Annotated in this window: 20 protein-coding genes; 10 read left to right on the top strand and 10 right to left on the bottom strand. The window is 72.7% G+C overall.

Annotated features, from left to right (window positions below; translation table 11 throughout):
• Nucleotides 1-26: 26 nt before the first annotated feature.
• Together ACZ51I_RS30465 and ACZ51I_RS30460 are read right to left on the bottom strand one after the other, a co-directional pair.
• Nucleotides 27-830: a hypothetical protein gene (locus ACZ51I_RS30465; RefSeq protein ID WP_468882285.1), complete on the bottom strand. Its 804-nt coding sequence runs from the start codon at nucleotides 828-830 to the stop codon at nucleotides 27-29.
• Between the two features lie 292 nt (nucleotides 831-1,122).
• Nucleotides 1,123-2,817, bottom strand: a complete 1,695-nt coding sequence (locus ACZ51I_RS30460; RefSeq protein WP_468882283.1) for a PucR family transcriptional regulator — start codon at nucleotides 2,815-2,817, stop codon at nucleotides 1,123-1,125.
• Between the two features lie 306 nt (nucleotides 2,818-3,123).
• On the opposite strand from ACZ51I_RS30460, the gene ACZ51I_RS30455 reads away from it, so the two are divergent.
• The 5 genes from ACZ51I_RS30455 (at nucleotide 3,124) to ACZ51I_RS30435 (ending at nucleotide 9,913) form a co-directional block, all read left to right on the top strand.
• The gene (locus ACZ51I_RS30455; RefSeq protein WP_468882280.1) at nucleotides 3,124-4,014 is read left to right on the top strand and encodes an FAD binding domain-containing protein; all 891 of its coding nucleotides are present in this window, start codon (nucleotides 3,124-3,126) and stop codon (nucleotides 4,012-4,014) included.
• A 2-nt stretch (nucleotides 4,015-4,016) separates the two neighbouring features.
• On the top strand, nucleotides 4,017-4,613 hold the full coding sequence (locus ACZ51I_RS30450) for a (2Fe-2S)-binding protein (protein ID WP_468882278.1): 597 nt from the start codon (nucleotides 4,017-4,019) through the stop codon (nucleotides 4,611-4,613).
• Between the two features lie 2 nt (nucleotides 4,614-4,615).
• Nucleotides 4,616-7,015, top strand: a complete 2,400-nt coding sequence (locus tag ACZ51I_RS30445) for a xanthine dehydrogenase family protein molybdopterin-binding subunit (RefSeq protein WP_468882275.1) — start codon at nucleotides 4,616-4,618, stop codon at nucleotides 7,013-7,015.
• A gap of 247 nt (nucleotides 7,016-7,262) precedes the next feature.
• Nucleotides 7,263-8,735, top strand: coding sequence for an NCS2 family permease (locus ACZ51I_RS30440; RefSeq protein WP_468882273.1), 1,473 nt, complete (start codon nucleotides 7,263-7,265; stop codon nucleotides 8,733-8,735).
• Between the two features lie 41 nt (nucleotides 8,736-8,776).
• Nucleotides 8,777-9,913: an XdhC family protein gene (locus tag ACZ51I_RS30435; RefSeq protein WP_468882271.1), complete on the top strand. Its 1,137-nt coding sequence runs from the start codon at nucleotides 8,777-8,779 to the stop codon at nucleotides 9,911-9,913.
• A 25-nt stretch (nucleotides 9,914-9,938) separates the two neighbouring features.
• Here the strand turns inward: ACZ51I_RS30435 and ACZ51I_RS30430 are convergent, their stop codons facing one another.
• The 4 genes from ACZ51I_RS30430 to ACZ51I_RS30415 all read right to left on the bottom strand — a co-directional run bounded on the left by ACZ51I_RS30430 (nucleotide 9,939) and on the right by ACZ51I_RS30415 (nucleotide 13,135).
• Entirely contained in the window at nucleotides 9,939-11,249 is a 1,311-nt protein-coding gene (locus ACZ51I_RS30430) for an ROK family transcriptional regulator (protein ID WP_468882269.1), read from the bottom strand.
• Nucleotides 11,250-11,362: 113 nt separating this feature from the next.
• Complete coding sequence (locus ACZ51I_RS30425; RefSeq protein ID WP_468882267.1) at nucleotides 11,363-11,605, bottom strand: hypothetical protein; 243 nt, start codon at nucleotides 11,603-11,605, stop codon at nucleotides 11,363-11,365.
• Nucleotides 11,602-12,237 (bottom strand): TNT domain-containing protein, encoded by a 636-nt coding sequence (locus tag ACZ51I_RS30420; RefSeq protein ID WP_468882508.1) that lies wholly within the window; start codon nucleotides 12,235-12,237, stop codon nucleotides 11,602-11,604. Before ACZ51I_RS30420 ends, ACZ51I_RS30425 begins: the two co-directional genes overlap by 4 nt.
• A 292-nt stretch (nucleotides 12,238-12,529) precedes the next feature.
• Nucleotides 12,530-13,135, bottom strand: a complete 606-nt coding sequence (locus tag ACZ51I_RS30415) for a TetR/AcrR family transcriptional regulator (protein WP_468882265.1) — start codon at nucleotides 13,133-13,135, stop codon at nucleotides 12,530-12,532.
• A 115-nt stretch (nucleotides 13,136-13,250) separates the two neighbouring features.
• Here ACZ51I_RS30415 and ACZ51I_RS30410 point away from each other — a divergent pair, with 115 nt between their 5' ends.
• Nucleotides 13,251-14,405, top strand: coding sequence for an acyl-CoA dehydrogenase family protein (locus tag ACZ51I_RS30410; protein ID WP_468882263.1), 1,155 nt, complete (start codon nucleotides 13,251-13,253; stop codon nucleotides 14,403-14,405).
• 33 nt (nucleotides 14,406-14,438) lie between these two features.
• Here the strand turns inward: ACZ51I_RS30410 and ACZ51I_RS30405 are convergent, their stop codons facing one another.
• On the bottom strand, nucleotides 14,439-15,602 hold the full coding sequence (locus ACZ51I_RS30405; RefSeq protein WP_468882260.1) for an MFS transporter: 1,164 nt from the start codon (nucleotides 15,600-15,602) through the stop codon (nucleotides 14,439-14,441).
• 38 nt (nucleotides 15,603-15,640) lie between these two features.
• Between ACZ51I_RS30405 and ACZ51I_RS30400 the strand changes: the two genes are divergently transcribed.
• The 4 genes from ACZ51I_RS30400 to ACZ51I_RS30385 all read left to right on the top strand — a co-directional run bounded on the left by ACZ51I_RS30400 (nucleotide 15,641) and on the right by ACZ51I_RS30385 (nucleotide 18,588).
• Nucleotides 15,641-16,249 carry a CGNR zinc finger domain-containing protein gene (locus ACZ51I_RS30400; RefSeq protein WP_468882258.1) on the top strand — a complete coding sequence of 203 codons (609 nt, stop codon included), beginning with the start codon at nucleotides 15,641-15,643 and terminating at the stop codon, nucleotides 16,247-16,249.
• Between the two features lie 245 nt (nucleotides 16,250-16,494).
• Nucleotides 16,495-17,256 (top strand): SDR family NAD(P)-dependent oxidoreductase, encoded by a 762-nt coding sequence (locus ACZ51I_RS30395; protein WP_468882255.1) that lies wholly within the window; start codon nucleotides 16,495-16,497, stop codon nucleotides 17,254-17,256.
• An 88-nt stretch (nucleotides 17,257-17,344) separates the two neighbouring features.
• Nucleotides 17,345-18,052, top strand: coding sequence for a TetR/AcrR family transcriptional regulator (locus tag ACZ51I_RS30390; RefSeq protein ID WP_468882252.1), 708 nt, complete (start codon nucleotides 17,345-17,347; stop codon nucleotides 18,050-18,052).
• Nucleotides 18,053-18,204: 152 nt separating this feature from the next.
• Entirely contained in the window at nucleotides 18,205-18,588 is a 384-nt protein-coding gene (locus ACZ51I_RS30385) for a zinc ribbon domain-containing protein (RefSeq protein ID WP_468882250.1), read from the top strand.
• Between the two features lie 71 nt (nucleotides 18,589-18,659).
• Here ACZ51I_RS30385 and ACZ51I_RS30380 read toward each other — a convergent pair whose 3' ends face one another.
• The 3 genes from ACZ51I_RS30380 to ACZ51I_RS30370 form a co-directional block, all read right to left on the bottom strand.
• Entirely contained in the window at nucleotides 18,660-19,616 is a 957-nt protein-coding gene (locus ACZ51I_RS30380) for an electron transfer flavoprotein subunit alpha/FixB family protein (protein ID WP_468882248.1), read from the bottom strand.
• A 33-nt stretch (nucleotides 19,617-19,649) separates the two neighbouring features.
• Nucleotides 19,650-20,435 (bottom strand): electron transfer flavoprotein subunit beta/FixA family protein, encoded by a 786-nt coding sequence (locus ACZ51I_RS30375; RefSeq protein WP_468882245.1) that lies wholly within the window; start codon nucleotides 20,433-20,435, stop codon nucleotides 19,650-19,652.
• Between the two features lie 28 nt (nucleotides 20,436-20,463).
• A partial coding sequence (locus ACZ51I_RS30370) for an acyl-CoA dehydrogenase family protein (RefSeq protein ID WP_468882243.1) occupies nucleotides 20,464-20,919 on the bottom strand: 456 nt, incomplete at its 5' end.

The following is a 20,919-nucleotide window of genomic DNA, read 5'->3' as shown; positions in this document are numbered from 1 at the left end:
TCACCCTGCCGCCGAGCGAGTGGAGTTCAGGTGGCCGCCCGCGGTGTCAGCTGGGCCGACAGCCAGGACGGCACCCCGCCGAGCAGCTGGAAGAGACGGCGCGCCTCGGCCCGCAGGCGGCCCGCCTCCGGTTCGGTCTCCGTGTCGGCCAGAGCCGTGAGCGCCGGGGCCGTACCGACCAGATAGCCCAGCTCCTCACGGATCCGCAGCGACTCCGCGAAACCGTGCCGCGCCTCCGCCAACTCGCCCTCGCGCAGGGCGAGTCCGGCGAGATGCCGCCAGGTGAAGGAGAGCAGCAGCGCGTCGCCCTGCGCGGTCGCCCCGGCATGCGCCCTGCGGTACGCGGCGCGGGCAGCCTGTGGGGAGTCACCGAGGTTCTGGGCGACGAGCCCGCGCCGGAAGTCCAGGAGCGGCCGGCCGGCGGCGGACGGGGCGATCAGGGCCGCCGCCCGGCCCAGCGCCATCCGCGCCTCGTCGGCCCGGTCGCGTTCGCCCAACAGCGTGGAGGCGTAGGCGAGATAACCGCGTTCACAGGCCGCGGCCCCGCGTTCCTCGTCGGTGCCGGCCACCGCCTCCGCCGCCCGGAGCGCCTCCTCGGCGTCGGCCCAGCCCTTCTCGGTGTAGAGGCAGCGCTCGATGAGCAGCGCCGCGCGTTCGAGTGCGGCCGCCGGTTCGGACGCGTACGGCGCGAGCAGCGCGGCCGCGTCCGTCCAGCAACCTCGGGAGCGGAGCCGCCATATGGCGGTCTCCACGGGAGTCTCCTTGCCGTAGGCGAGGGACGGATCTTCGCCATCCCTTGATTCGGAACCAGACATGGCGGTATCCGCCACATTGCCCTCCCCGAGCGCGCCATCGAGCTGTTGAGTAGGACGGCATCTCAGCACGAACGGCAGCACCCGGCCAAGGGGTCGGGTGAAAAAATTCACAAGAGGTCGGCGGGGGTGGAGACCTCCGCCCCCGCCCGGTCCGGCGGATCGCCGGACCGCCGATCGGCCGGTGATCACGCCGGTGATCAGCGTCGGGCCGGGTCCGCGGGACCCGGTGCGGGAGGCCCGCCGGGGCCGCCGCCGTCACTCCTCCGGACTCGCCCGAAGGAGTGAATCGCCGGTGGTCCGATCGGCGTCAGCTCATCCGCAGCGCGAGGAAGAAGTCGAGCTTGTCCTCCAGCCGGGAGAGGTCGCGGCCGGTGAGCTGCTCGATCCGGCCCACCCGGTACCGCAGCGTGTTCACGTGCAGGTGGAGACGGGTCGCACAGCGGGTCCAGGAGCCGTCGCAGTCCAGGAACGCCTCCAGGGTCGGGATGAGCTCAGCCCGGTGGCGCCGGTCGTAGTCCCGCAGCGGGTCGAGCAGCCGGGCCGTGAAGGCGCGCCGGACGTCGTCCGGGACGAACGGCAGCAGCAGCACGTGCGAGGCCAGCTCGTGGTGGCCCGCGGCGCAGACCCGGCCCGGGCGGGCGGCGGCCACCCGGCGGGCGTGCCGGGCCTCCTCCAGGGCCCCGCGCAGGCCCTCCGCCGAGTGCACGGCCGCGCTGACGCCCAGCGTCAGACGCCCGTCGTCGGCGAGTCCCGCGGAGAGCGGCGCCCGTACGGCGGCGAGCAGCGCGTCCGCGTGGAGACCGAGCGCCGGGGCCGGGCTCTCGTCCTCGCTCTCCGGCAGCGGGGCCGCGGCCAGCGGGACCAGGGCGATCGCCTCGTCACCGCTGTGCGCGACCGCGATCCGGTCGGCCGACTCGGCGCCGACGGTCGCCGGGTCGACGAGGACCTCCTCCAGGAGCGCCTGCGCGACCGGCCCGCTGTCCAGCGGGCTCTGACCGGCCTCCTGCTCCCACTCCACGCGGGCGACGACCACCTGCCACTGCGGGGCCGTGCCGAGCCCCGGCAGCAGCACCGGGGCGGCGACCCGCAGCCGGGCCGCGATCTCGGCGGGCGCGGCGCCCGTCTGCACCAGCTCCAGGACCTCCTGGGCGAGCCGGCGCCGTACCGTGCGGGCCGCGTCGCGCCGGTCCCGCTCGACGGCGATCAGCTGGGTGACGCCCTGGAGCAGGTCCAGCCGGGCGGCGGGCCAGTCCCCGGCGTCCGCCTCCACGGCGAGCAGCCAGTCCGACAGGACCGTCTCGCGCACGTCCCGGGAGGCGGGCACGGCGCCCCGGCCGGTGTTGCGGATCGGGAAGAGCGAGTACGTGGCTCCGGCGACGCCCAGCCGGTGCGGGCCGCGCCGGCCGGTCCGGGTGGCGGCCAGGTGCTCACCGGCCAGGGTGGCGGCGAGCCCGGGCTCCAGGGGCTCGCCCGCGCCCGCGATCTGGCGGCCGGTGGGGGAGAGGACCCAGGCCCGCAGGTCCAGGTCGGAGCCGAGGAGATCGAGGACGACCTCGGGCCCGCCGCCCGCCGGTCCGGAGGTCATGAGCCGCCTGTGCCGGTCGACGACGGCGGCCAGGTCACCGGCCCGCTCGCCGGACACCTGTCGAACGACATGCTCGGTGATCGTCGCGAACGCAACGGACTCGTTCACGGCGAAGAGCGGAAGCCGATGGCGCAAACACGCCTCTACGAGATCGTCGGGGATGTCGCCGAGCTCGGCCTCTCCGGCGGCCAGGGCGGCCACCCCGGCGGAGGCCAGGATGCGGACGAAGGGCTCGGCGTCGGCCGGTTCCGTCCGCCAGGCGAGGCCGGTCAGCACCAGCTCGCCGCCGGAGAGGTACCGGCTGGGGTCCTTGAGGTCCGTCGTCATGACACCTCGGACGGTCCGGTCCAGCTCGTCCTCGCCGCCGAGCAGGCGCAGCCCGAGCGCGTCGTTCTCCAGCAGTGCGCGCAGCCGCATCGTGTCGCCGCCGTTCCTTCGTTCGATGATGGTGGTGTGTCGCGTTGTCGACGGTGACCTGGTGCCACCGTTTCCAGGGGGAAACGGTGAGGTTCCCGGTTCTCGTCGTTCGTTCGAATCTACAAGACGACAACGGCCGCCAGCCAACTCCTTCATGGTTTCGGTGACTGCACCCGGACGAGCGTGGCTTGTGTACTAGGCCACACACCGCGTGAACAGGACATGAACACGATGTCGAGGGCCGGCCGTCCCCCCGGACCCCCTAGCTCGACCCCCGATCACCAGAATCACTAGAAGAGAGCCACCATGGACTTCCTTCGCCCCGCCAGCTGGGAGGAGGCGCTCGCCGCCAAGGCCGAGCACCCCACGGCCGTGCCCATCGCCGGTGGTACCGACGTCATGGTCGAGATCAACTTCGACCACCGGCGCCCCGAGTACCTCCTGGACCTGAACCGTATCGAGCTGCTGCGCGAGTGGGAGGTCGGCGAGGAGAAGGTCCGCCTCGGCGCCTCCGTTCCGTACACGCAGATCATGGAGAACCTCCGCGCGGAGCTCCCGGGTCTGGCGCTGGCCTCGCACACGGTCGCCTCCCCGCAGATCCGCAACCGCGGCGGCGTGGGCGGCAACCTCGGCACCGCGTCGCCCGCCGGCGACGCGCACCCGGCGCTGCTCGCCGCGGGCGCCGAGGTCGAGGTCGAGTCGGTCCGCGGCACCCGCCTCATCCCGATCGACGAGTTCTACACGGGCGTGAAGCGCAACGCGCTCCAGGCCGACGAGCTCATCAAGACCGTCCACATCAAGAAGGCGGACGGACCCCAGCAGTACTCCAAGGTCGGCACCCGCAACGCGATGGTCATCGCCGTCTGCGCCTTCGGCCTGGCCCTGCACCCGGAGACCCGGACGGTGCGCACCGGCATCGGCTCGGCCGCGCCGACCCCCATCCGCGCCAAGGAGGCCGAGGCCTTCCTGAACGCGGCTCTGGAGGAGGGCGGCTTCTGGGACAACGGAAAGATCATCACCCCGTCGATCGCCAAGCAGTTCGCCGACCTCTGCTCGGCCGCCGCCAACCCGATCGACGACGTCCGCGGCACCGCCAAGTACCGGCGCCACGCCGTCGGCATCATGGCTCGCCGCCAGCTCGGCTGGACCTGGGAGCAGTACCGCGGCGCAGGCCGCACGCTTGAGGGAGCTGCATAACCATGCGCGTCAATTTCACGGTCAACGGTCGTCCGCAGGAAGCCGACGACGTCTGGGAGGGCGAGTCCCTCCTCTACGTTCTGCGTGAGCGCCTGGGCCTGCCCGGCTCCAAGAACGCGTGCGAGCAGGGCGAGTGCGGCTCCTGCACGGTCCGCCTCGACGGCGTGCCGGTCTGTTCGTGTCTGGTCGCCGCCGGTCAGGTCGAGGGCCGCGAGGTCGTCACCGTCGAGGGCCTGGCGGAGTACGCCAAGCAGCGCGAGGAGCACGGCGGTTGCGCCTCCGGCGCCTGCGGCACCTCGGTCGACGCGGCCAAGAAGTGGGAGGCGAAGCCCGCCCAGGACTCGCAGACCGGTGAGGGCGTCGAACTGAGCCCCATCCAGCAGGCGTTCATCGACGCCGGCGCCGTCCAGTGCGGTTTCTGCACCCCCGGCCTGCTCGTCGCGGCCGACGAGATGCTGGAGCGCAACCCGTCCCCGACGGACGCGGACATCCGCGAGGCGCTCTCCGGCAACCTCTGCCGCTGCACCGGTTACGAGAAGATCCTCGACGCGGTCCGCCTCGCGGCCGCTCGCCAGGAGCGTCAGGGAGAGGCGGTCTGACGATGGCTCAGAACACACGCACCGTTCCGGCGGGTACGCCCACCGAGGTCACCCAGAAGCACGTCAAGGGCGGCGTCGGCGAGTCCACCCTCCGCCCCGACGGCACCCTCAAGGTCACCGGCGAGTACGCCTACTCCTCGGACATGTGGCACGAGGACATGCTGTGGGGCCAGATCCTGCGCTCCACCGTCGCGCACGCCGAGATCGTGTCCATCGACACCTCCGAGGCCCTCACGATGGACGGCGTCTACGCCGTCCTGACCCACGAGGACCTGCCGGCCGCGAAGAACTACGGCATGGAGTTCCAGGACACCCCGGTCCTCGCCTACGGCAAGGTCCGTCACCACGGCGAGCCGGTCGCCCTCGTGGCCGCCGACCACCCGGAGACCGCCCGCCGCGCCGCCGCGAAGATCAAGGTCGAGTACCGGGAGCTCCCGGTCATCACGGACGAGGCCTCGGCGCTCGCCCCGGACGCGATCCTCGTCCACGAGAACCGTGACGACCACCACTCCGGCCACGTCCCGCACCCCAACATCGTGCACCGCCAGCCGATCATCCGCGGCAACGCCGCCGAGGCCGCCGAGCGCGCCGACGTGATCGTCAAGGGCGAGTACACCTTCGGCATGCAGGACCAGGCCTTCCTCGGCCCGGAGTCCGGCCTCGCCGTACCGGCCGAGGACGGCGGCGTCGACCTGTACGTCGCCACCCAGTGGCTGCACTCGGACCTCAAGCAGATCGCCCCCTGCCTCGGCCTGCCCGAGGAGAAGGTCCGCATGACGATGGCGGGCGTCGGCGGCGCGTTCGGCGGCCGCGAGGACATCTCGATGCAGATCCTCGCGTCCATCCTCGCGCTGCGCACCGGCAAGCCGGTCAAGATGGTCTACAACCGGTACGAGTCCTTCTTCGGGCACGTGCACCGGCACCCGGCGAAGCTCTACTACGAGCACGGCGCCACCAAGGACGGCAAGCTCACGCACGTCAAGTGCAAGATCGTGCTCGACGGCGGCGCGTACGCGTCCTCCACGGCCTCGGTCGTCGGCAACGCCTCGTCCCTCTCGATCGGTCCGTACGTCGTCGAGGACGTCGAGATCGAGGCGATCGGCCTCTACACCAACAACCCGCCCTGCGGCGCCATGCGCGGCTTCGGCGCGGTACAGGCCTGCTTCGCCTACGAGGCGCAGATGGACAAGCTCGCGGCCAAGCTGGGCATGGACCCGGTGGAGCTGCGCCAGCTCAACGCCATGGAGCAGGGCACGATCATGCCGACCGGCCAGGTCGTGGACTCGCCGGCTCCGGTCGCCGAGCTGCTGCGCCGGGTCAAGGCCCGCCCGCTGCCGCCGGAGCGCCAGTGGGAGACCGCCGGCGAGGGCGCGGACGTCCGCGCGCTGCCGGGCGGCCTCTCCAACACCTCGCACGGCGAGGGCGTCGTGCGGGGCGTCGGCTACGCCGTCGGCATCAAGAACGTCGGCTTCTCCGAGGGCTTCGACGACTACTCGACCGCCAGGATCCGCATGGAGGTCATCAACGGCGAGGCCGTCGCCACGGTCCACACCGCCGCGGCGGAGGTGGGCCAGGGCGGCATCACCATCCACGCCCAGATCGCCCGTACGGAGCTCGGCGTCCAGCAGGTCACCATCCTCCCCGCCGACACGCAGGTGGGCTCGGCCGGTTCCACCTCCGCGGGCCGCCAGACGTACATGACCGGCGGCGCCATCAAGAACTCCTGCGGGATCGTCCGCGAGAAGGTCCTGGAGATCGGCCGGCGCAAGTTCGGCTCGTACCACCCGGCCTGGGCCAACGCCGAGCTCCTCCTGGAAGGCGGCAAGGTCGTCACCGACGGCGGCGAGGCCCTCGCGAGCATCGCGGACGTCCTGGAGGACCAGGTCGTGGAGGTCGAGGAGGAGTGGCGCCACCGCCCCACCCAGGCCTTCGACCTCGTCACCGGCCAGGGCGACGGGCACGTCCAGTACGCCTTCGCCGCGCACCGCGCGGTGGTGGAGGTGGACACCGAGCTCGGCCTCGTGAAGGTCATCGAGCTGGCCTGCGCGCAGGACGTCGGCAAGGCGGTCAACCCGCTCTCCGTGGTCGGCCAGATCCAGGGTGGCACCACCCAGGGCCTGGGCGTCGCGGTGATGGAGGAGATCATCGTCGACCCGAAGACCGCGAAGGTGCGCAACCCCTCCTTCACGGACTACCTGATCCCCACCATCCTCGACACGCCGACCATCCCGGTCGACTACCTCGAACTGGCCGACCCCAACGCGCCGTACGGCGTCCGGGGCATCGGCGAGGCCCCGACCCTGTCGTCCACCCCGGCCGTCCTCGCGGCGATCCGGGCGGCGACGGGCCTGGAGCTCAACAAGACGCCGGTCCGCCCCGAGGCGCTCACCGGCACCCTGTAGGACTCTCCGGGCGGTGCGTGCCTCCCCGGAACGTCACACTTCCCCGCCCGCACCGCCCGGAGCACTCCCCCCTGGGGATACCCGCATCACCGCAGTACCGCAGTACCCCGCTTCACGGCATCACCCCGTTCGTCTCGGGCCGTCCCCCGGGTCGTGCAGCCAACGAAATATCCCAAATCCCGCAGCTTCACCGTCAGAGCTTCGAAGTCTGATGCGGGTGCCCCTTTGAACCTTGGGAGTAGGCCCCATGACCCAGTCGTCTGTGGAGCCCAAGACCACCGCGGAGGACGCGGGCTCCGGCTCGCGCAACCCCGCCGGGCGTTCTTGGCTCGACCGGTACTTTCACATCTCGGAGAGAGGATCCACCGTCGCGACGGAGATCCGCGGCGGCATCACCACCTTCATGGCGATGGCGTACATTCTCCTCCTCAACCCGATCCTCCTCGGCGGCCCCGACGTCGACAAGCACGTCCTCGCCACCTCCGCCGTCATCACGGCGACCGCCTTCGCGGCGGCGGTGACCACCCTGCTGATGGGCTTCGTCGGCAAGGTCCCGCTCGTCCTCGCGGCGGGACTCAGCGTCTCCGGTGTGCTCGCGACCCAGGTCGTGCCCCAGATGACCTGGCCGCAGGCCATGGGCATGTGTGTCGTCTACGGTCTGGTGATCTGCCTCCTGGTGGTCACCGGTCTCCGCGAGATGATCATGAACGCGATCCCGCTGCCGCTCAAGCACGGCATCACCATCGGCATCGGCCTCTTCATCGCGCTGATCGGCTTCAACAAGGCCGGCTTCGTCGGCGCGGGACCGCAGTTCGGCCCGCCCGTCACCATGGGGGCCGCCGGCGAGCTCGTCGGCTGGCCCGTCCTGATCTTCGCGGTCACCCTGCTCGCGATCTTCGCCCTCCAGGCCCGCAAGGTCCCCGGCGCGATCCTCATCGGCATCGTCGGCGGCACCATCGTCTCGCTGATCGTCAACGCCGTCGCCGACGTCCCGCCGAAGGGCCCGGGCGCCTGGGCCAACGGCGCTCCGGAACTCAAGGGCAGCGCGGTCTCCAGCCCGGACTTCTCGCTCTTCGGCGAGGTCTCCTTCGGCGGCTGGGGCGACGTCGGCTACATCACCGTCGGCGTCATCGTCTTCACCCTCGTCCTCGCCGGCTTCTTCGACGCCATGGCCACCATCATCGGCGTCGGCACCGAGGCCAACCTCGCCGACGACAAGGGCCGGATGCCCGGCCTCTCCAAGGCGCTGTTCATCGACGGCGCGGGCGGCGCGATCGGCGGCGTCTCCGGCGCCTCCGGCCAGACCGTCTTCGTGGAGTCCGCCACCGGCGTCGGCGAAGGCGCCCGCACCGGCTTCTCCTCGGTCATCACCGGCCTGTTCTTCGCGGCCTGCCTCTTCTTCACGCCGATCACCCAGATCGTGCCCCGTGAGGTCGGCTCCGCCGCCCTGGTCGTCATCGGCGCGATGATGATGATGAACGCCAAGCACGTGAACTGGGGCGACAGCTCCGTCGCCATCCCGGTCTTCCTGACCGTCGTCCTGATGCCGTTCACCTACAGCATCACCCCCGGAGTCGCGGCCGGCGTCATCGCCTACACCGTCATCAAGGTGGCGCAGGGCAAGGCGCGCGAGGTCGGCGCGTTCATGTGGTGCCTGACCGCGATCTTCATCGTGTTCTTCGCCCTTCATCCGATCGAGGGCTGGCTGGGCGTCAGCTGACACCCGACGGCCACCCTCCGCACACCCCCAAGGAGACCGACATGCTGGACATCGCCGAAGAGCTGCACCGGTGGGTCGAGCAGGGACGCGCGTTCGCCGTCGCCACCGTGGTGGCGGTCGGCGGCAGCGCACCCCGGCAACCGGGAGCCGCACTCGCCGTCGACAGCGAGGGCACGGCGATCGGCTCGGTCTCCGGCGGGTGTGTGGAGGGCGCGGTCTACGACCTGTGCGTCCAGGCCCTCGAAGACGGCAGGACCGTCGTCGAGCGCTTCGGCTACAGCGACGAGGACGCCTTCGCGGTCGGTCTGACCTGCGGCGGCATCATCGACATCCTCGTCACCCCGGTCCGCGGCGGGGTCTTCCCCGCCGCGCTCGCGGCCGCCGCCACGGGGGAGGCGGCGGCCCTGGCACGGATCGTCGGGGGCCCGGACGAGCTCAGGGGCCAGGCCCTCCTCGTCCGCCCCGACGGCTCGTACGAGGGAAAGCTCGGCGGCCACCCCGAGCTGGACCGCACCGCGGCCGCGGAGGCCCGCGCCCTGCTCGACGCCGGCCGCACCGGCACGGTGGAGATCGGCGAGGACGGCAGCCGCTGCGGACAGCCGCTGACGCTCCTGGTCGAGTCCTCCGTCCCCGCCCCACGCATGATCGTCTTCGGTGCCATCGACTTCGCCGCCGCCCTCGTCCGGGTCGGCAAGTTCCTCGGCTACCACGTCACCGTCTGCGACGCCCGGCCCGTCTTCGCGACGGCGGCCCGTTTCCCCGAGGCCGACGAGATCGTCGTCGACTGGCCCCACCGCTACCTGGAGTCGACCGAGGTCGACGGCCGGACCGTCCTCTGCGTCCTCACGCACGACGCCAAGTTCGACGTGCCGCTCCTCCAGGCCGCCCTCAAGCTTCCCGTCGCCTACATCGGCGCGATGGGCTCCCGCCGCACCCACGAGGACCGCAACAAGCGCCTCCGCGAAGTCGGCGTCACCGAACTCGAACTGGCCCGCCTGCGTTCCCCGATAGGCCTCGACCTCGGCGCGCGCACGCCCGAGGAGACCGCCCTCTCGATCGGCGCCGAGATCGTCGCCAACCGCCGCGGCGGCAGGGGCGTGTCCCTCACGGGCGCCCACACCCCGATCCACCACGACGGGCCCCGCGAGCCGGCCGGCCGCATAGGTTCGGTCGCGTAGCGCCCCGGTCCCGGAGGGCGCCTGCTCAGCGCGCCGCCCGGTCCCGTACCGTCGACGCCCACGCCGGCTGCTCCTCCACGGCCCCGGTCTCGGCCCGGCGCCCGCCCCGGGCGAAGAAGTCGGCGAGCGGCAGGATCGCCGCGCCGACCGTCACCGCGTCGGGACCCAGGGTCCCCAGGCCGATGCCGACCCGGGCCGCCGGGTAATTCAGGGCGTACTCCGCCGCGTACCCCTTCACCGTCTCCAGGAAGCGGGCGCCGAGCTGGAGCCCCGCCCAGCCGCCGACGAGGATCCGCTCGGGCTGGAAGAGGTTGATGAGATCGGCGAACCCGGCGCCCAGGTACTCGGCCGTCTCCTCCAGGACGGCGAGGGCCGTCGCGTCGGGTGCCACCGAGGGGTCCGCCGGGTAGGCCGCCGCCAGCATCGCCGTCAGGGCCGTCTCCTCGTCCGCACCCGCCGGAGGCCGCCCGCCCGCCTCGCGCCACCGTTCGAGGAGCGCCTCCGCGCCCGCGTACGCCTCCAGGCAGCCCCGGGCACCGCAGCGGCAGCGGCGGCCCCGCACCCGTACCGTCAGATGGCCCCATTCGATGGCCCGGCCGGGCCCCATCGGGTCCGTGACCACACAGGCGCCGACGCCCGAGCCGAACAGTACGACCACCGCGCTGCGCGCGCCCCGCCCCGCCCCGAACCACATCTCCGCCTGGCCGAGCGTCTTGGCGCCGTTGTCGATCCAGTAGGGGACGTCCTCGGGCAGGTCGACGGCCGCGCGCAGGAGGCGTTCGAAGGGGACGGCGTCCCAGCCGATGGTCTGGCCGTGCACGACCGCACCCTCCTCGGCGGTGCGGGCCACGATGCCCGGCACGCCGACGCCGACGCCGAGGAGACGCTCGGCGGGGACGTCCGCAGTCCGCAGGACCTCCGCGATGCCCGCCCGTACGTGGTCGACGACGACCCCGACCTCGTACCGCTCGTGCGGGTGCGGACCGTCGACCGCCAAGGGGCGCTCGGTGCGGGCGAGTTCGGTGAGGGTGAGGTCGAACAGCTCGACGCGGACCCGGGTCTCGCCGACGTCCACCCCGATCATGCAGCCGCTGCCGGGGGTGATCCTCAGCAGGGTACGGGGACGCCCGCCGGCCGAGTCGACGCTGCCCGCCTCCTCGACCAGGCCCTCCGCGACGAGCTCCGCGACCACGTTGCTGATGGAACCGGAGCTCAGGCCGGTGGCCGGACCGAGCGAGTAGCGGCTCAGGGGGCCGTCGAAGTAGAGGCGCTGGAGGACGGCGGTGCGGTTCTCGCGTCGCAGGTCGCGCACGGTGCGGCCGTTCCGCATGGTCACTTGGGCCCCCAGGTGAAGTAGTCCTGAACGCAACATACCGCCGCGTGGACCCTTGACGCAGCTTCTCTTGTGGGTTAAGTCAGGATCTGAAATAAGCGGGTGACCCTCATGCGCTACGCCCCCAGCAGGTTCCGCAGATGGGCGCAGGCGGCCGCCTCCGTGTCGTGTGTGGCGACCGGCTCGTACGCCCCCCGCTCGTACATCCCGGTCTCCCAGCCGGGCCCGCCCGGCCTCGTCCGCAGATAGACGAAGTCGGGCGGGGTGGGTGCCGGTTCGTGGACACCCTCGATCCAGTAGTACGCGGCGGGCACCCCGGCCTCCCGGAGTGCCCGGTCCAGCGTCCGGCGGTCGGTCACGCGGGGACGCGCACCAGGTAGCCGTTGTCGAGCAGCCACTTCACGCTGAGGCGCTGCCCCTCGCCCGGGTTCAGGAACGCCGGGTCCAGCTTGATCTGGCGGCCGCCGCCCGGCTGCTCGAACCAGGGCGCGATGGAGCCCTCCCAGACGACGAAGCTCCTCGTCACCTCGTACAGGTGGTAGTCGCAGGGGAAGGCGGCGTCGCGGGTGTTGAGATTCTGCGGGGGCAGCGCCCGCTTCGCGTAGTCGTCGCCGGCAGGAGCCAGGTAGGAGCCGTACTCCGAGCCGAAGCGGTCCAGGCGCTCGCCCTCCTCCAGGAGCTCGGGCGCCTTGTCGACGGTGCCGTTGACCTCGCCGAAGCCGTCGTTCGGCGGGTACTTCCAGCCGCCGGTGCCGGCCGGGCCCTCCCAGTACTTCTTGAGGAAGTCGGCGGAGGAGAGCCTCCCGGTCCGGTGGTAGCGGTTCAGCAGCGGGCCGACCGGCTCCTGCCACTTCTTCGGCAGGAACTTCGGGCCGAGCCGCTGGTCGCCCTCGAACTCTCCGGTGCAGGGCGCCGGGGGAGCGGCGACGGGCTTCCCGGCGGGGACGGCCTGCGCCGCGGGAGCCGCGGCGAGGGTGGCGGTGACGCCCATGGCGGCGAGGACGGCACGGATCCTGAGGACGGTACGGCTGCGCTCCACGCGGAGGCTCCCTGGGTGGGGTGGGTGGTCAGTGGCGCCGCACACAGTAGTGGATCGTTTGCGCAGAGTGATCGAAGGCGGGGGGGAATCCGGCCATGCGTGCCCGTCGGGGGCGGGTCAGGGTCTTGAGGGTGCCGGTCTGGGGCCTTCCGGGACGGCCGGGACCCCCTCCGGGTCCGGCCTCCGGGTCCGGCCTTCCGGGGGCCGGCCTTTCCGGCCCGGCCGGTCGCCTTCCGGGGTCCGCTCAGGCCTTCCGGAGGCCGCTGAGCAGCAGCTCGGCCAGCTGTTCGTACGCCTCCGCGTCCGCGAGTCCGGTCGCCGCGGCCACCTGGCGCCGCTGGATGCGGACCATCACGGAGGAGATGACGTCGGCCGCGAAGGTCACGTGCACCTCGCGGAACACGCCGGCCCGCACGCCGTCCTCGATGAGCTGCTGCACCCGGCCCGCCGCCGCGCGCGTGTTGCGCTCGTACACCTCCGCGGCCGGCTCGAAAGCCGCCACGTCGTCGAAGAACTGCGGTGATACGGGCGCCAGTTCGGCCGAGACCGCCCGCAGGTACGCGGCGAGCCGCTCGGCCGGATCCGTCGCGGCGGCGAGGACCGCCTCCACCCGGGCCGTGGCGCGCCGGAAGAAGTGCACGACCGCCGCCCGGACCAGCTGCTCCTTGCTGCCGGCCAGGCCGTACAGGGTCCGCTTCGAGCAGCGCAGCCGGCCGGCGAGGTCGTCGAGTGTCAGCTGGGCGAAACCCTCGCCGACGAGGAGGGCGACGAGCTCCTCGAAGAGGGCGGAGCGGCGCGCCGCTCCGCGGCCCGTCAGCTTGGGGGCGTCGGCGGCGGAGGTCTCGATCACCCCGACAGTATTCCAGGCCGCCGTTCGAGGGGGTTGCGGCGGCACCCTTCTGCGCTACTCTCAGCGGTACTGCAGTACCCTTCCCAGTACCACTTTGCGCGCCGCTGGAGTCGCCATGGATGTCGACCGCCTGCTTCCCACCCCCGAGGCAGCGGACCTCATCGCCCTCACCCGGGAGATCGCCGACAAGGAGCTCTCTCCGCGGGTGGACGAGCACGAGGCTGCCGAGACCTATCCCGAGGGGCTCTTCGCGACCCTCGGCGAGGCCGGGCTCCTGGGCCTCGCGTACCCCGAGGAGTACGGCGGCGGGGGCCAGCCGTACGAGGTCTACCTCCAGGTGCTGGAGGAGCTGGCCGCGCGCTGGGCCGCCGTCGCCGTCGCCACCAGCGTCCACACCCTCGCCTGCCACCCCCTGCACGCCTTCGGCACCCCGGAGCAGAAGGAGCGCTGGCTGCCCGCGATGCTGGAGGGGCGGACCGTCGGCGGCTACAGCCTCTCCGAGCCGCAGGCCGGTTCGGACGCCGCCGCCCTCACCTGCAAGGCCGAGCGGCAGGACGACGGCAGCGGGTACCGCGTCACCGGCACCAAGGCCTGGATCACCCATGGCGGCAAGGCCGGGTTCTACGCCCTCTTCGCCCGCACCGCCCCCGGCAGCCACGGCATCTCCTGCTTCCTGGCTCCCGGCGCCACCGAGGGCCTGAGCTTCGGCGCCCCCGAGCGGAAGATGGGCCTCCAGGCCGTGCCGACGACGGCCGCGTACTGGGACGGCGCCCTCATCGAGGAGGACCGGCGCATCGGGGACGAGGGCCAGGGCCTGCAGATCGCCTTCAGCGCCCTCGACAACGGCCGCCTCGGCATCGCCGCCTGCGCCACGGGGCTCGCCCAGGCGGCACTGGACGCGGCCGTGGCGTACGCCAACGAGCGCACCACCTTCGGCCGCCGGATCGTCGACCACCAGGGCCTCGGCTTCTTCCTCGCCGACATGGCCGCCGCCGTCGACGCGGCCCGCGCCACCTACCTGGACGCGGCCCGCCGCCGCGATCTCGGCCGCCCCTTCAGCCGCCAGGCCAGCGTGGCGAAGCTCATCGCCACGGACACGGCGATGAAGGTGACCACGGACGCGGTCCAGGTCTTCGGCGGTTACGGCTACACCCGCGACTTCCCGGTCGAGCGCTACATGCGCGAGGCGAAGATCATGCAGATCTTCGAGGGCACGAACCAGATCCAGCGCCTGGTCATCAGCCGGGGACTCGCCCGGCCGGCGGCGTGATCCCCGGCCCCCTCGCCCGCCCCCGGCAGCAGCTCAACGCCGGGGGCGGACGCGCGTCCTGGTGACCGCCGCCAAAAGCGCCGTGGCCGTCGCCACGGTGAGGGCCGCCGGAAGCGACCGCGCGGCGAGCGGACCCGCCACCGCGGCCCCCAGGGCGAAGCCGGTGATCTTGAGGCTGGCTCCGGTGGTGAAGATCTGGCCCCGGAGGTGCTCCGGGGACTCCCGGTGCCGCACCGCGAACAGCGCGGTGAGCTGCGGGCCTTCGCCGAGCCCCGAGACGAGGAAGGCGGTCACCAGGGTCACGGGCCCGCCCGTCAGGGCCAGCGCGGGGGCGACTGCCTGGACCAGCGCCCCGGCCCGTACGAGCGCGTCGGGGGAGAGGCGGAGCGGGAACCGGGCGAACAGGGCGTTCGCGACGAGGGCGGAGCCCGCCGCGCAGGACAGCAGCACCGCCCCGCGACCGGCTCCGCCGAGAACCCGTTCGCCGAGGAGCGGGACGCAGGCCGTCAGCATCCCCTGTGCGGCACACGAGAGGACGGAGGTACGGGTCGCCCGGGCCAGACTCCGGTTCCGGAGGACGGCTCGTGTGCCCGAGACGAGGACGCCGAAGACCGCCCCGGACCCCGGAACGCGCCGGGCCCGCACGGGGAGGCCCCACGCCGCGGGGGCCGCCGAGGCGACGAGAGCCGCCGCGAGCACCACGGCCGTCGGCGCCCCCAGCACCTCCGCCGCCCCGCCCGCGAGAGCCGGGCCGGCCAGGACCGCCACGCCGAAGGTCATCGTGTCGAGCGCGTTCGCCCGGGGCAGCCGGTCGCCCGGCGCCACCCGGGGCAACTGGGCGGACCAGCCTCCCGAGAGGGCCGGTCCCAGAAGGCCCGTCAGGACGGCCGTCGCCACGGTCACGGCGAACGGAACCCGGCCGAGCCCTCCGAGGACGAGCGTCAGGCCCGCCGCGTACAGGACGAGCGCTCCGGCGAGCAGACGGCCAGGTCGTGTCGCCCCGTCCAGGAGCGCCCCGAGCACTGGCCCGCCGAACGCGGCGGAGAGGCTGAGGCCCGCGAGCAGCGTCGAGGCCCCGGCGGTCGATCCGGCGACCGCGAATCCGGCGAGGAGCAGCGCCGGTCCGGCCGTCTCGTCCCCGACGCGGGCCACCAGGGCGCCGGCCAGGTAGGTGCGGGTCGCGTCATCTCCGCTCACCGGCAGGACGGTACGGAGGTAACTCAAAACTCCGCAATATGCGTTACATTCCGAGGGTGTCCGTCACCGAAGACGGCTGGTCCGCCCGCCACTCCGTCCTGACGACGGCCCGCCGCGCCGCCGCCCTCGTCAACGTGCTCGCGGCCCCCCGGCCCGACCCCGGTGACGTCGCCGCCGTACTCCTGGAGTACGGGGAGCCCGGCCCCGTCGAACTGGGCCCCGACGAGGTCGCCGGGATGCGCGCGGCCGCCGTCCCGCTGCGCGAGGTCTTCGCCGCCGCGACCGCCGACGAGGCCGCCGCCGTCCTCAACGGGCTCCTGCGCGAGCACACCGGGCCCCTCCGGCTCACCTCGCACGGCGGCACCGCGCCCTGGCACGCACACATCGACCGGGACGACGACGCGCCCTGGGCCGAGTGGCTGCTCGCCTCGTCCTGCATGGCGCTCGCCGTTCTCCTGTGGGACCGGCAGCGTCCGCCCGGCAAAACCTGCGCGTCGGGGAGTTGCCGGAACGTCTTCATCGCGCAGGGCAGCGGCCCGGAGCGCCGCTACTGCTCCCGCCGCTGCGCCACCCGCGAGCGCGTCGCGGCCCACCGGGGCCGGCACTCCGCCGGGGGCTCGGACGGCACCGTGCCGGACCGCGCGTGAGCGGGTGCTCGCCGCGCTGAGGAGGGCGGCGACCGCGGCCGGGGTCCCCGTGTCGGCCGAGCGGTCGCGGCCCTCGTGCGGGCACCGCGCCCGGCCTCCGGCCTGCGCTTCCGGTGGTGCCGGAGGGGGTTCTATGGTGGGCGGCGCAGATCGCGCGGACCGCGCGGTCCCCCGCGGGCACGCGCCCGGTCCGGCGGCCAACCCGGCGGCAGGGTCGCACCCGTACGACACGAACGAGGAGTTCCATGGACATCGCCGGCTCCGCCGCGCTCGTCACCGGCGCCGCCTCCGGCCTCGGCGCCGCCACCGCCGCCGCGCTCGCCGCGCGCGGCGCCACCGTCTACGGCCTGGACCTCGACAAGGCCGTGGCCGCCGCCGGACCGCTGCCCGAGGGCGTCCGGCTGCTCGCCGCCGACGTCACCGACGAGGACCAGGTCCGCGAGGCGCTCGCCGCGATCGACGCCGACGGCGCCGAGCTGCGGCTCGCCGTGAACTGCGCCGGCATCGCCCCCTCCGCCCGCATCCTGGGCCGCAAGGGACCGCACGACCTCGACCTGTTCCGTACGGTGCTCAACGTCAACCTGCTGGGCACCTTCAACGTGATGCGGCTCGCCGCCGAGGCCATCGCCCGCCACGAGCCCGACGAGCACGGACAGCGCGGCCTCGTCGTCAACACCGCCTCCATCGCCGCCTTCGAGGGCCAGGTCGGGCAGATCGCCTACGCCGCCTCCAAGGCGGGCGTCGCGGGCATGACCGTCACCGCCGCCCGTGACCTGGCGCAGTTCGGCATCCGGGTCGTCACCGTCGCCCCCGGCATCGTCGACACCCCGATGATGGCGGGCTTCGGCGAGGACGTCCGGGCCGGTCTCGCCGCGAGCGTCACCTTCCCGCAGCGCCTCGCACGCCCCGAGGAATACGCCCGCCTCGTGACCATGATCGCCGAGCACGACTACCTCAACGGCGAGACGATCCGCATGGACGGCGCGCTGCGGATGGCCCCCCGCTGAGCCTCCGTACCCCCATCAGAGCACTCGGTGCCGGAGTCACCCGGCACCGAGTGCCGCGCCCATGGGCCGCGAATGTTAGGTTCGGGCCATGGGAACAGCGTCGACGAACTCCACGAAGCCCGCGATGCGGGACTCCCTCATCGCCGCGGCCTTCCAGCTCTTCCTGGAGCGGGGCTACGAGCAGACCACCGTCGACGACATCGTCACGCTCGCGGGCGTCGGCCGGCGGTCCTTCTTCCGGTACTTCCCGTCGAAGGAGGACGTGGTCTTCCCCGACCACGAGCAGTGCCTCGCCGACATGACCCGCTTCCTCGCCGCGAGCGCCGACTCCGACGACCCCGTCGTCCGCGTCTGCGACGCCGCCCGGCTCGTCATGCGGATGTACGCCGAGAACCCCACCTTCTCCGTGCAGCGCTACCGGCTCACCCGCGAGGTGACCGGACTGCGCACCTACGAGCTGTCGGTGGTCTGGCGGTACGAGAAGACCCTCGGCGACTATCTGCGCACCCGCTGGGCCGACCGCAGGGACGGCACCCTGCGCGCCAACGTCGTCGCGGCGGCCGTGGTCGCCGCCCACAACCACGCCCTGCGGCACTGGCTGCGCTCGGGCGGTGAGGGAGACCCGCTGGCCGAGGTCGACGGCGCCCTGGAGTTCGTCCGCGCCACCTGGGGCGGCGGCCAGGCCCCGGACGCGCCGGCGGAGGAGGCCGGGGACGTCGTCGTGGTCATCACCAAGCGGTCCACCCCCATGTGGCGCGTGGTCCGCGAGGTGGAGTCCAGCCTCGGAGAGGGCTGAGAGGCTCCCGAGGCGATCCCGGAGCGGCACCGGAACACCCCGGGGGTCCCGGTATCTCGAATTGAGGGAACTCAGGTCTTTATTTGATGGCACTCAGTGCCATATCTTTGCTCCATGCACGGTTGAGCCGCCGAGTGCAAGGAGAAGGCATCGTGTTCCACACGGGACTGAGGAGCGGGACCGCCGTCCAGGCCGACGAGTCGGCCCCCGACTCCGAGCTGTACTTCCAGCGCTGCCGCTGGTGCCACACCACCACGTTCCAGCGCCTGCTCTGTCCGACCTGCGGGTCGACCGAGCTCACGCCCGAACTCAGCGAGGGCGAGGGCGTGATCTCCGTGCGCCGCGGGGTCGCCGCCGCAGACGCCGACCTCTGGCCGGTCCACATGACGGAGGGGTTCGTGGTCCGCTGCCGCGTCGACGGGCCGCCGCACGCGGTGCGCCCCGGAGTCAGGGTCAAGGTCTCCGGCGCCGCGGCCTCCGGGCGCAGGCCGGTCGTCCGGCTGTGCGAGGAGGTCCCGCTCGACGGCTGGTACTGAGCGCGCTGATGACGAAGGGGCGGGTGGCACAGAGTGCCACCCGCCCCTTCGTCATCGTCCCCGCTGTGAGGTCAGCGCGCGCCGATCTCGTCGGTCAGCTGCGGCAGCACCTCGAAGAGGTCGCCGACCACGCCGTAGTCGACCAGGTCGAAGATCGGGGCCTCGGGGTCCTTGTTGACCGCGACGATCGTCTTCGAGGTCTGCATGCCGGCCCGGTGCTGGATCGCGCCGGAGATGCCCGCCGCGACGTACAGCTGCGGCGAGACCTGCTTGCCGGTCTGGCCGACCTGGTTGGAGTGCGGGTACCAGCCGGCGTCCACGGCGGCGCGGGAGGCGCCGACGGCCGCGCCGAGCGAGTCGGCCAGCTTCTCGACGACCGCGAAGCCCTCGGCCGCGCCGACACCGCGGCCGCCGGAGACCACGATCGCGGACTCGGTCAGCTCGGGGCGGCCGGTGGAGACGCGCGGGGTGCGCGAGACGACCTTGGCGGCGTTGCCGGTGAAGGCGACGCTGACGTTCTCGACCGTACCGGCGGCCGGAGCGGCCTCCGGAGCGGCCGAGTTGGGCTTGACGGTGATGACCGGGACGCCGTGCGAGACCTTCGACCTCACCTGGTACGAGGCGGCGAAGACGGACTGGGTGGCGACCGGGCCGTTCTCGCCGGCCTCCAGCTCCACCGCGTCGGTGATGAGGCCGGAGCCGAGGCGGAGCGCGACGCGGGCCGCGATCTCCTTGCCCTCGCCGGAGGAGGTCACCAGGACGGCGGCCGCCCCCTTCTCCCCGGCCAGCTGGGCGAGCGCGTCGACCTTCGGGACGACGAGCTGCTCGGTGAACTCGGCGCCGTCCGCGACGTACACGGTGGCCGCGCCGTACTCGCCGGCCGTGGCGGCGATCGAGGCCGCGGCCTCGCCGGCGCCGAGGACGACCGCCGAGGGCTCGCCGATGCGGCGGGCCAGGGTCAGCAGTTCGAGGGCCGGCTTGCGGACCGCACCGTCGGCGTGGTCCACGAGAACCAGGATCTCAGCCATGATTCCTTGCTCCTGAGGTGGGGTGACGGTGGGTCAGATGAACTTCTGGGTGGCGAGGAAGGTGGCGAGCTGCTTGCCGCCGTCGCCCTCGTCCGTGACGATCGTGCCCTGGGTACGGGCCGGGCGGGCGGCCACGGCGTCGACCAGGGTCCACGACCCGGCGAGGCCGACCTCGTCGGCGTCGATGTCCAGGTCGTCCAGGTCGAGCTCCTCGACCGGCTTCTTCTTCGCGGCCATGATCCCCTTGAAGGAGGGGTAACGGGCCTCGCCGGACTGGTCGGTGACCGAGACGACGGCCGGCAGCGGGGCCTCCAGGAGCTCGGTCGCGGCGTCGCCGTCCCGGCGGCCCTTCACGAGACCGTCCTCGACGGAGAGCTCCGACAGCAGGGTGACCTGCGGCAGGCTCAGGCGCTCGGCGAGCAGCGCCGGCAGGACGCCCATCGTGCCGTCGGTCGAGGCCATGCCGCAGACGACCAGGTCGAAGCCGGTCTTCTCCAGGGCCTTGGCCAGGATGGCGGAGGTGGCGATGACGTCGGAGCCGTGGATGGACTCGTCGTTGACGTGGACGGCCTTGTCGGCGCCCATCGACAGCGCCTTGCGCAGGGCGTCCTTGGCGTCGTCCGGACCGACCGTGACGACCGTGACCTCGGCGTCGTCGGACTCCTCTGAGATGCGCAGCGCCTGCTCGACCGCGTACTCGTCGAGCTCCGAGAGCAGACCGTCGACGGCCTCACGGTCGGTCGTCAGGTCGTCGGCGAAACCGCGGTCGCCGGTCGCGTCGGGGACGTACTTCACACAGACAGCGATCTTCAGGGTCACGGCCTGTCTCCTTTCGAGAGGCTGGTGGTTACGGGAGGTTGCGGGCCATGACGATGCGCTGGACCTGGTTGGTGCCTTCGTAGATCTGGGTGATCTTGGCGTCGCGCATCATGCGCTCGACGGGGTAGTCGCGGGTGTAGCCGTAGCCGCCGAGGAGCTGGACGGCGTCGGTGGTGACCTCCATGGCGACGTCGGAGGCGAAGCACTTGGCGGCGGCGCCGAAGAAGGTGAGGTCGCCGTCGACGCGCTCGCTCTTGGCGGCGGCGGCGTAGGTGAGCTGGCGGGCGGCCTCGAGCTTCATGGCCATGTCGGCGAGCATGAACTGCACGCCCTGGAAGTCGGCGATGGGCTTGCCGAACTGCTTGCGTTCGGTGACGTAGCCCTTGGCATAGTCGAGGGCGCCCTGGGCGATGCCGATGGCCTGGGCGGCGATGGTGATGCGGGTGTGGTCGAGGGTCTTCATGGCGGTGGCGAAGCCGGTGCC

The sequence above is a fragment of the Streptomyces sp. NPDC034084 genome (assembly GCF_055575535.1).
The sequence above is the reverse complement of the archived record's forward strand: the minus strand, read 5'-3'. Positions and strand labels throughout refer to the sequence as shown.

Excerpts from the sequence above, each read along its gene's own strand:
- ACZ51I_RS30460 (WP_468882283.1), bottom strand. The coding sequence starts at position 2,817 with ATGCGGCTGCGCGCACTGCTGGAGAACGACGCGCTCGGGCTGCGCCTG.
- ACZ51I_RS30455 (WP_468882280.1), top strand. The coding sequence starts at position 3,124 with ATGGACTTCCTTCGCCCCGCCAGCTGGGAGGAGGCGCTCGCCGCCAAG.
- ACZ51I_RS30450 (WP_468882278.1), top strand. The coding sequence starts at position 4,017 with ATGCGCGTCAATTTCACGGTCAACGGTCGTCCGCAGGAAGCCGACGAC.
- ACZ51I_RS30445 (WP_468882275.1), top strand. The coding sequence starts at position 4,616 with ATGGCTCAGAACACACGCACCGTTCCGGCGGGTACGCCCACCGAGGTC.
- ACZ51I_RS30440 (WP_468882273.1), top strand. The coding sequence starts at position 7,263 with ATGACCCAGTCGTCTGTGGAGCCCAAGACCACCGCGGAGGACGCGGGC.
- ACZ51I_RS30435 (WP_468882271.1), top strand. The coding sequence starts at position 8,777 with ATGCTGGACATCGCCGAAGAGCTGCACCGGTGGGTCGAGCAGGGACGC.
- ACZ51I_RS30420 (WP_468882508.1), bottom strand. The coding sequence starts at position 12,237 with ATGGGCGTCACCGCCACCCTCGCCGCGGCTCCCGCGGCGCAGGCCGTC.
- ACZ51I_RS30410 (WP_468882263.1), top strand. The coding sequence starts at position 13,251 with ATGGATGTCGACCGCCTGCTTCCCACCCCCGAGGCAGCGGACCTCATC.
- ACZ51I_RS30400 (WP_468882258.1), top strand. The coding sequence starts at position 15,641 with ATGCGTTACATTCCGAGGGTGTCCGTCACCGAAGACGGCTGGTCCGCC.
- ACZ51I_RS30395 (WP_468882255.1), top strand. The coding sequence starts at position 16,495 with ATGGACATCGCCGGCTCCGCCGCGCTCGTCACCGGCGCCGCCTCCGGC.
- ACZ51I_RS30390 (WP_468882252.1), top strand. The coding sequence starts at position 17,345 with ATGGGAACAGCGTCGACGAACTCCACGAAGCCCGCGATGCGGGACTCC.
- ACZ51I_RS30380 (WP_468882248.1), bottom strand. The coding sequence starts at position 19,616 with ATGGCTGAGATCCTGGTTCTCGTGGACCACGCCGACGGTGCGGTCCGC.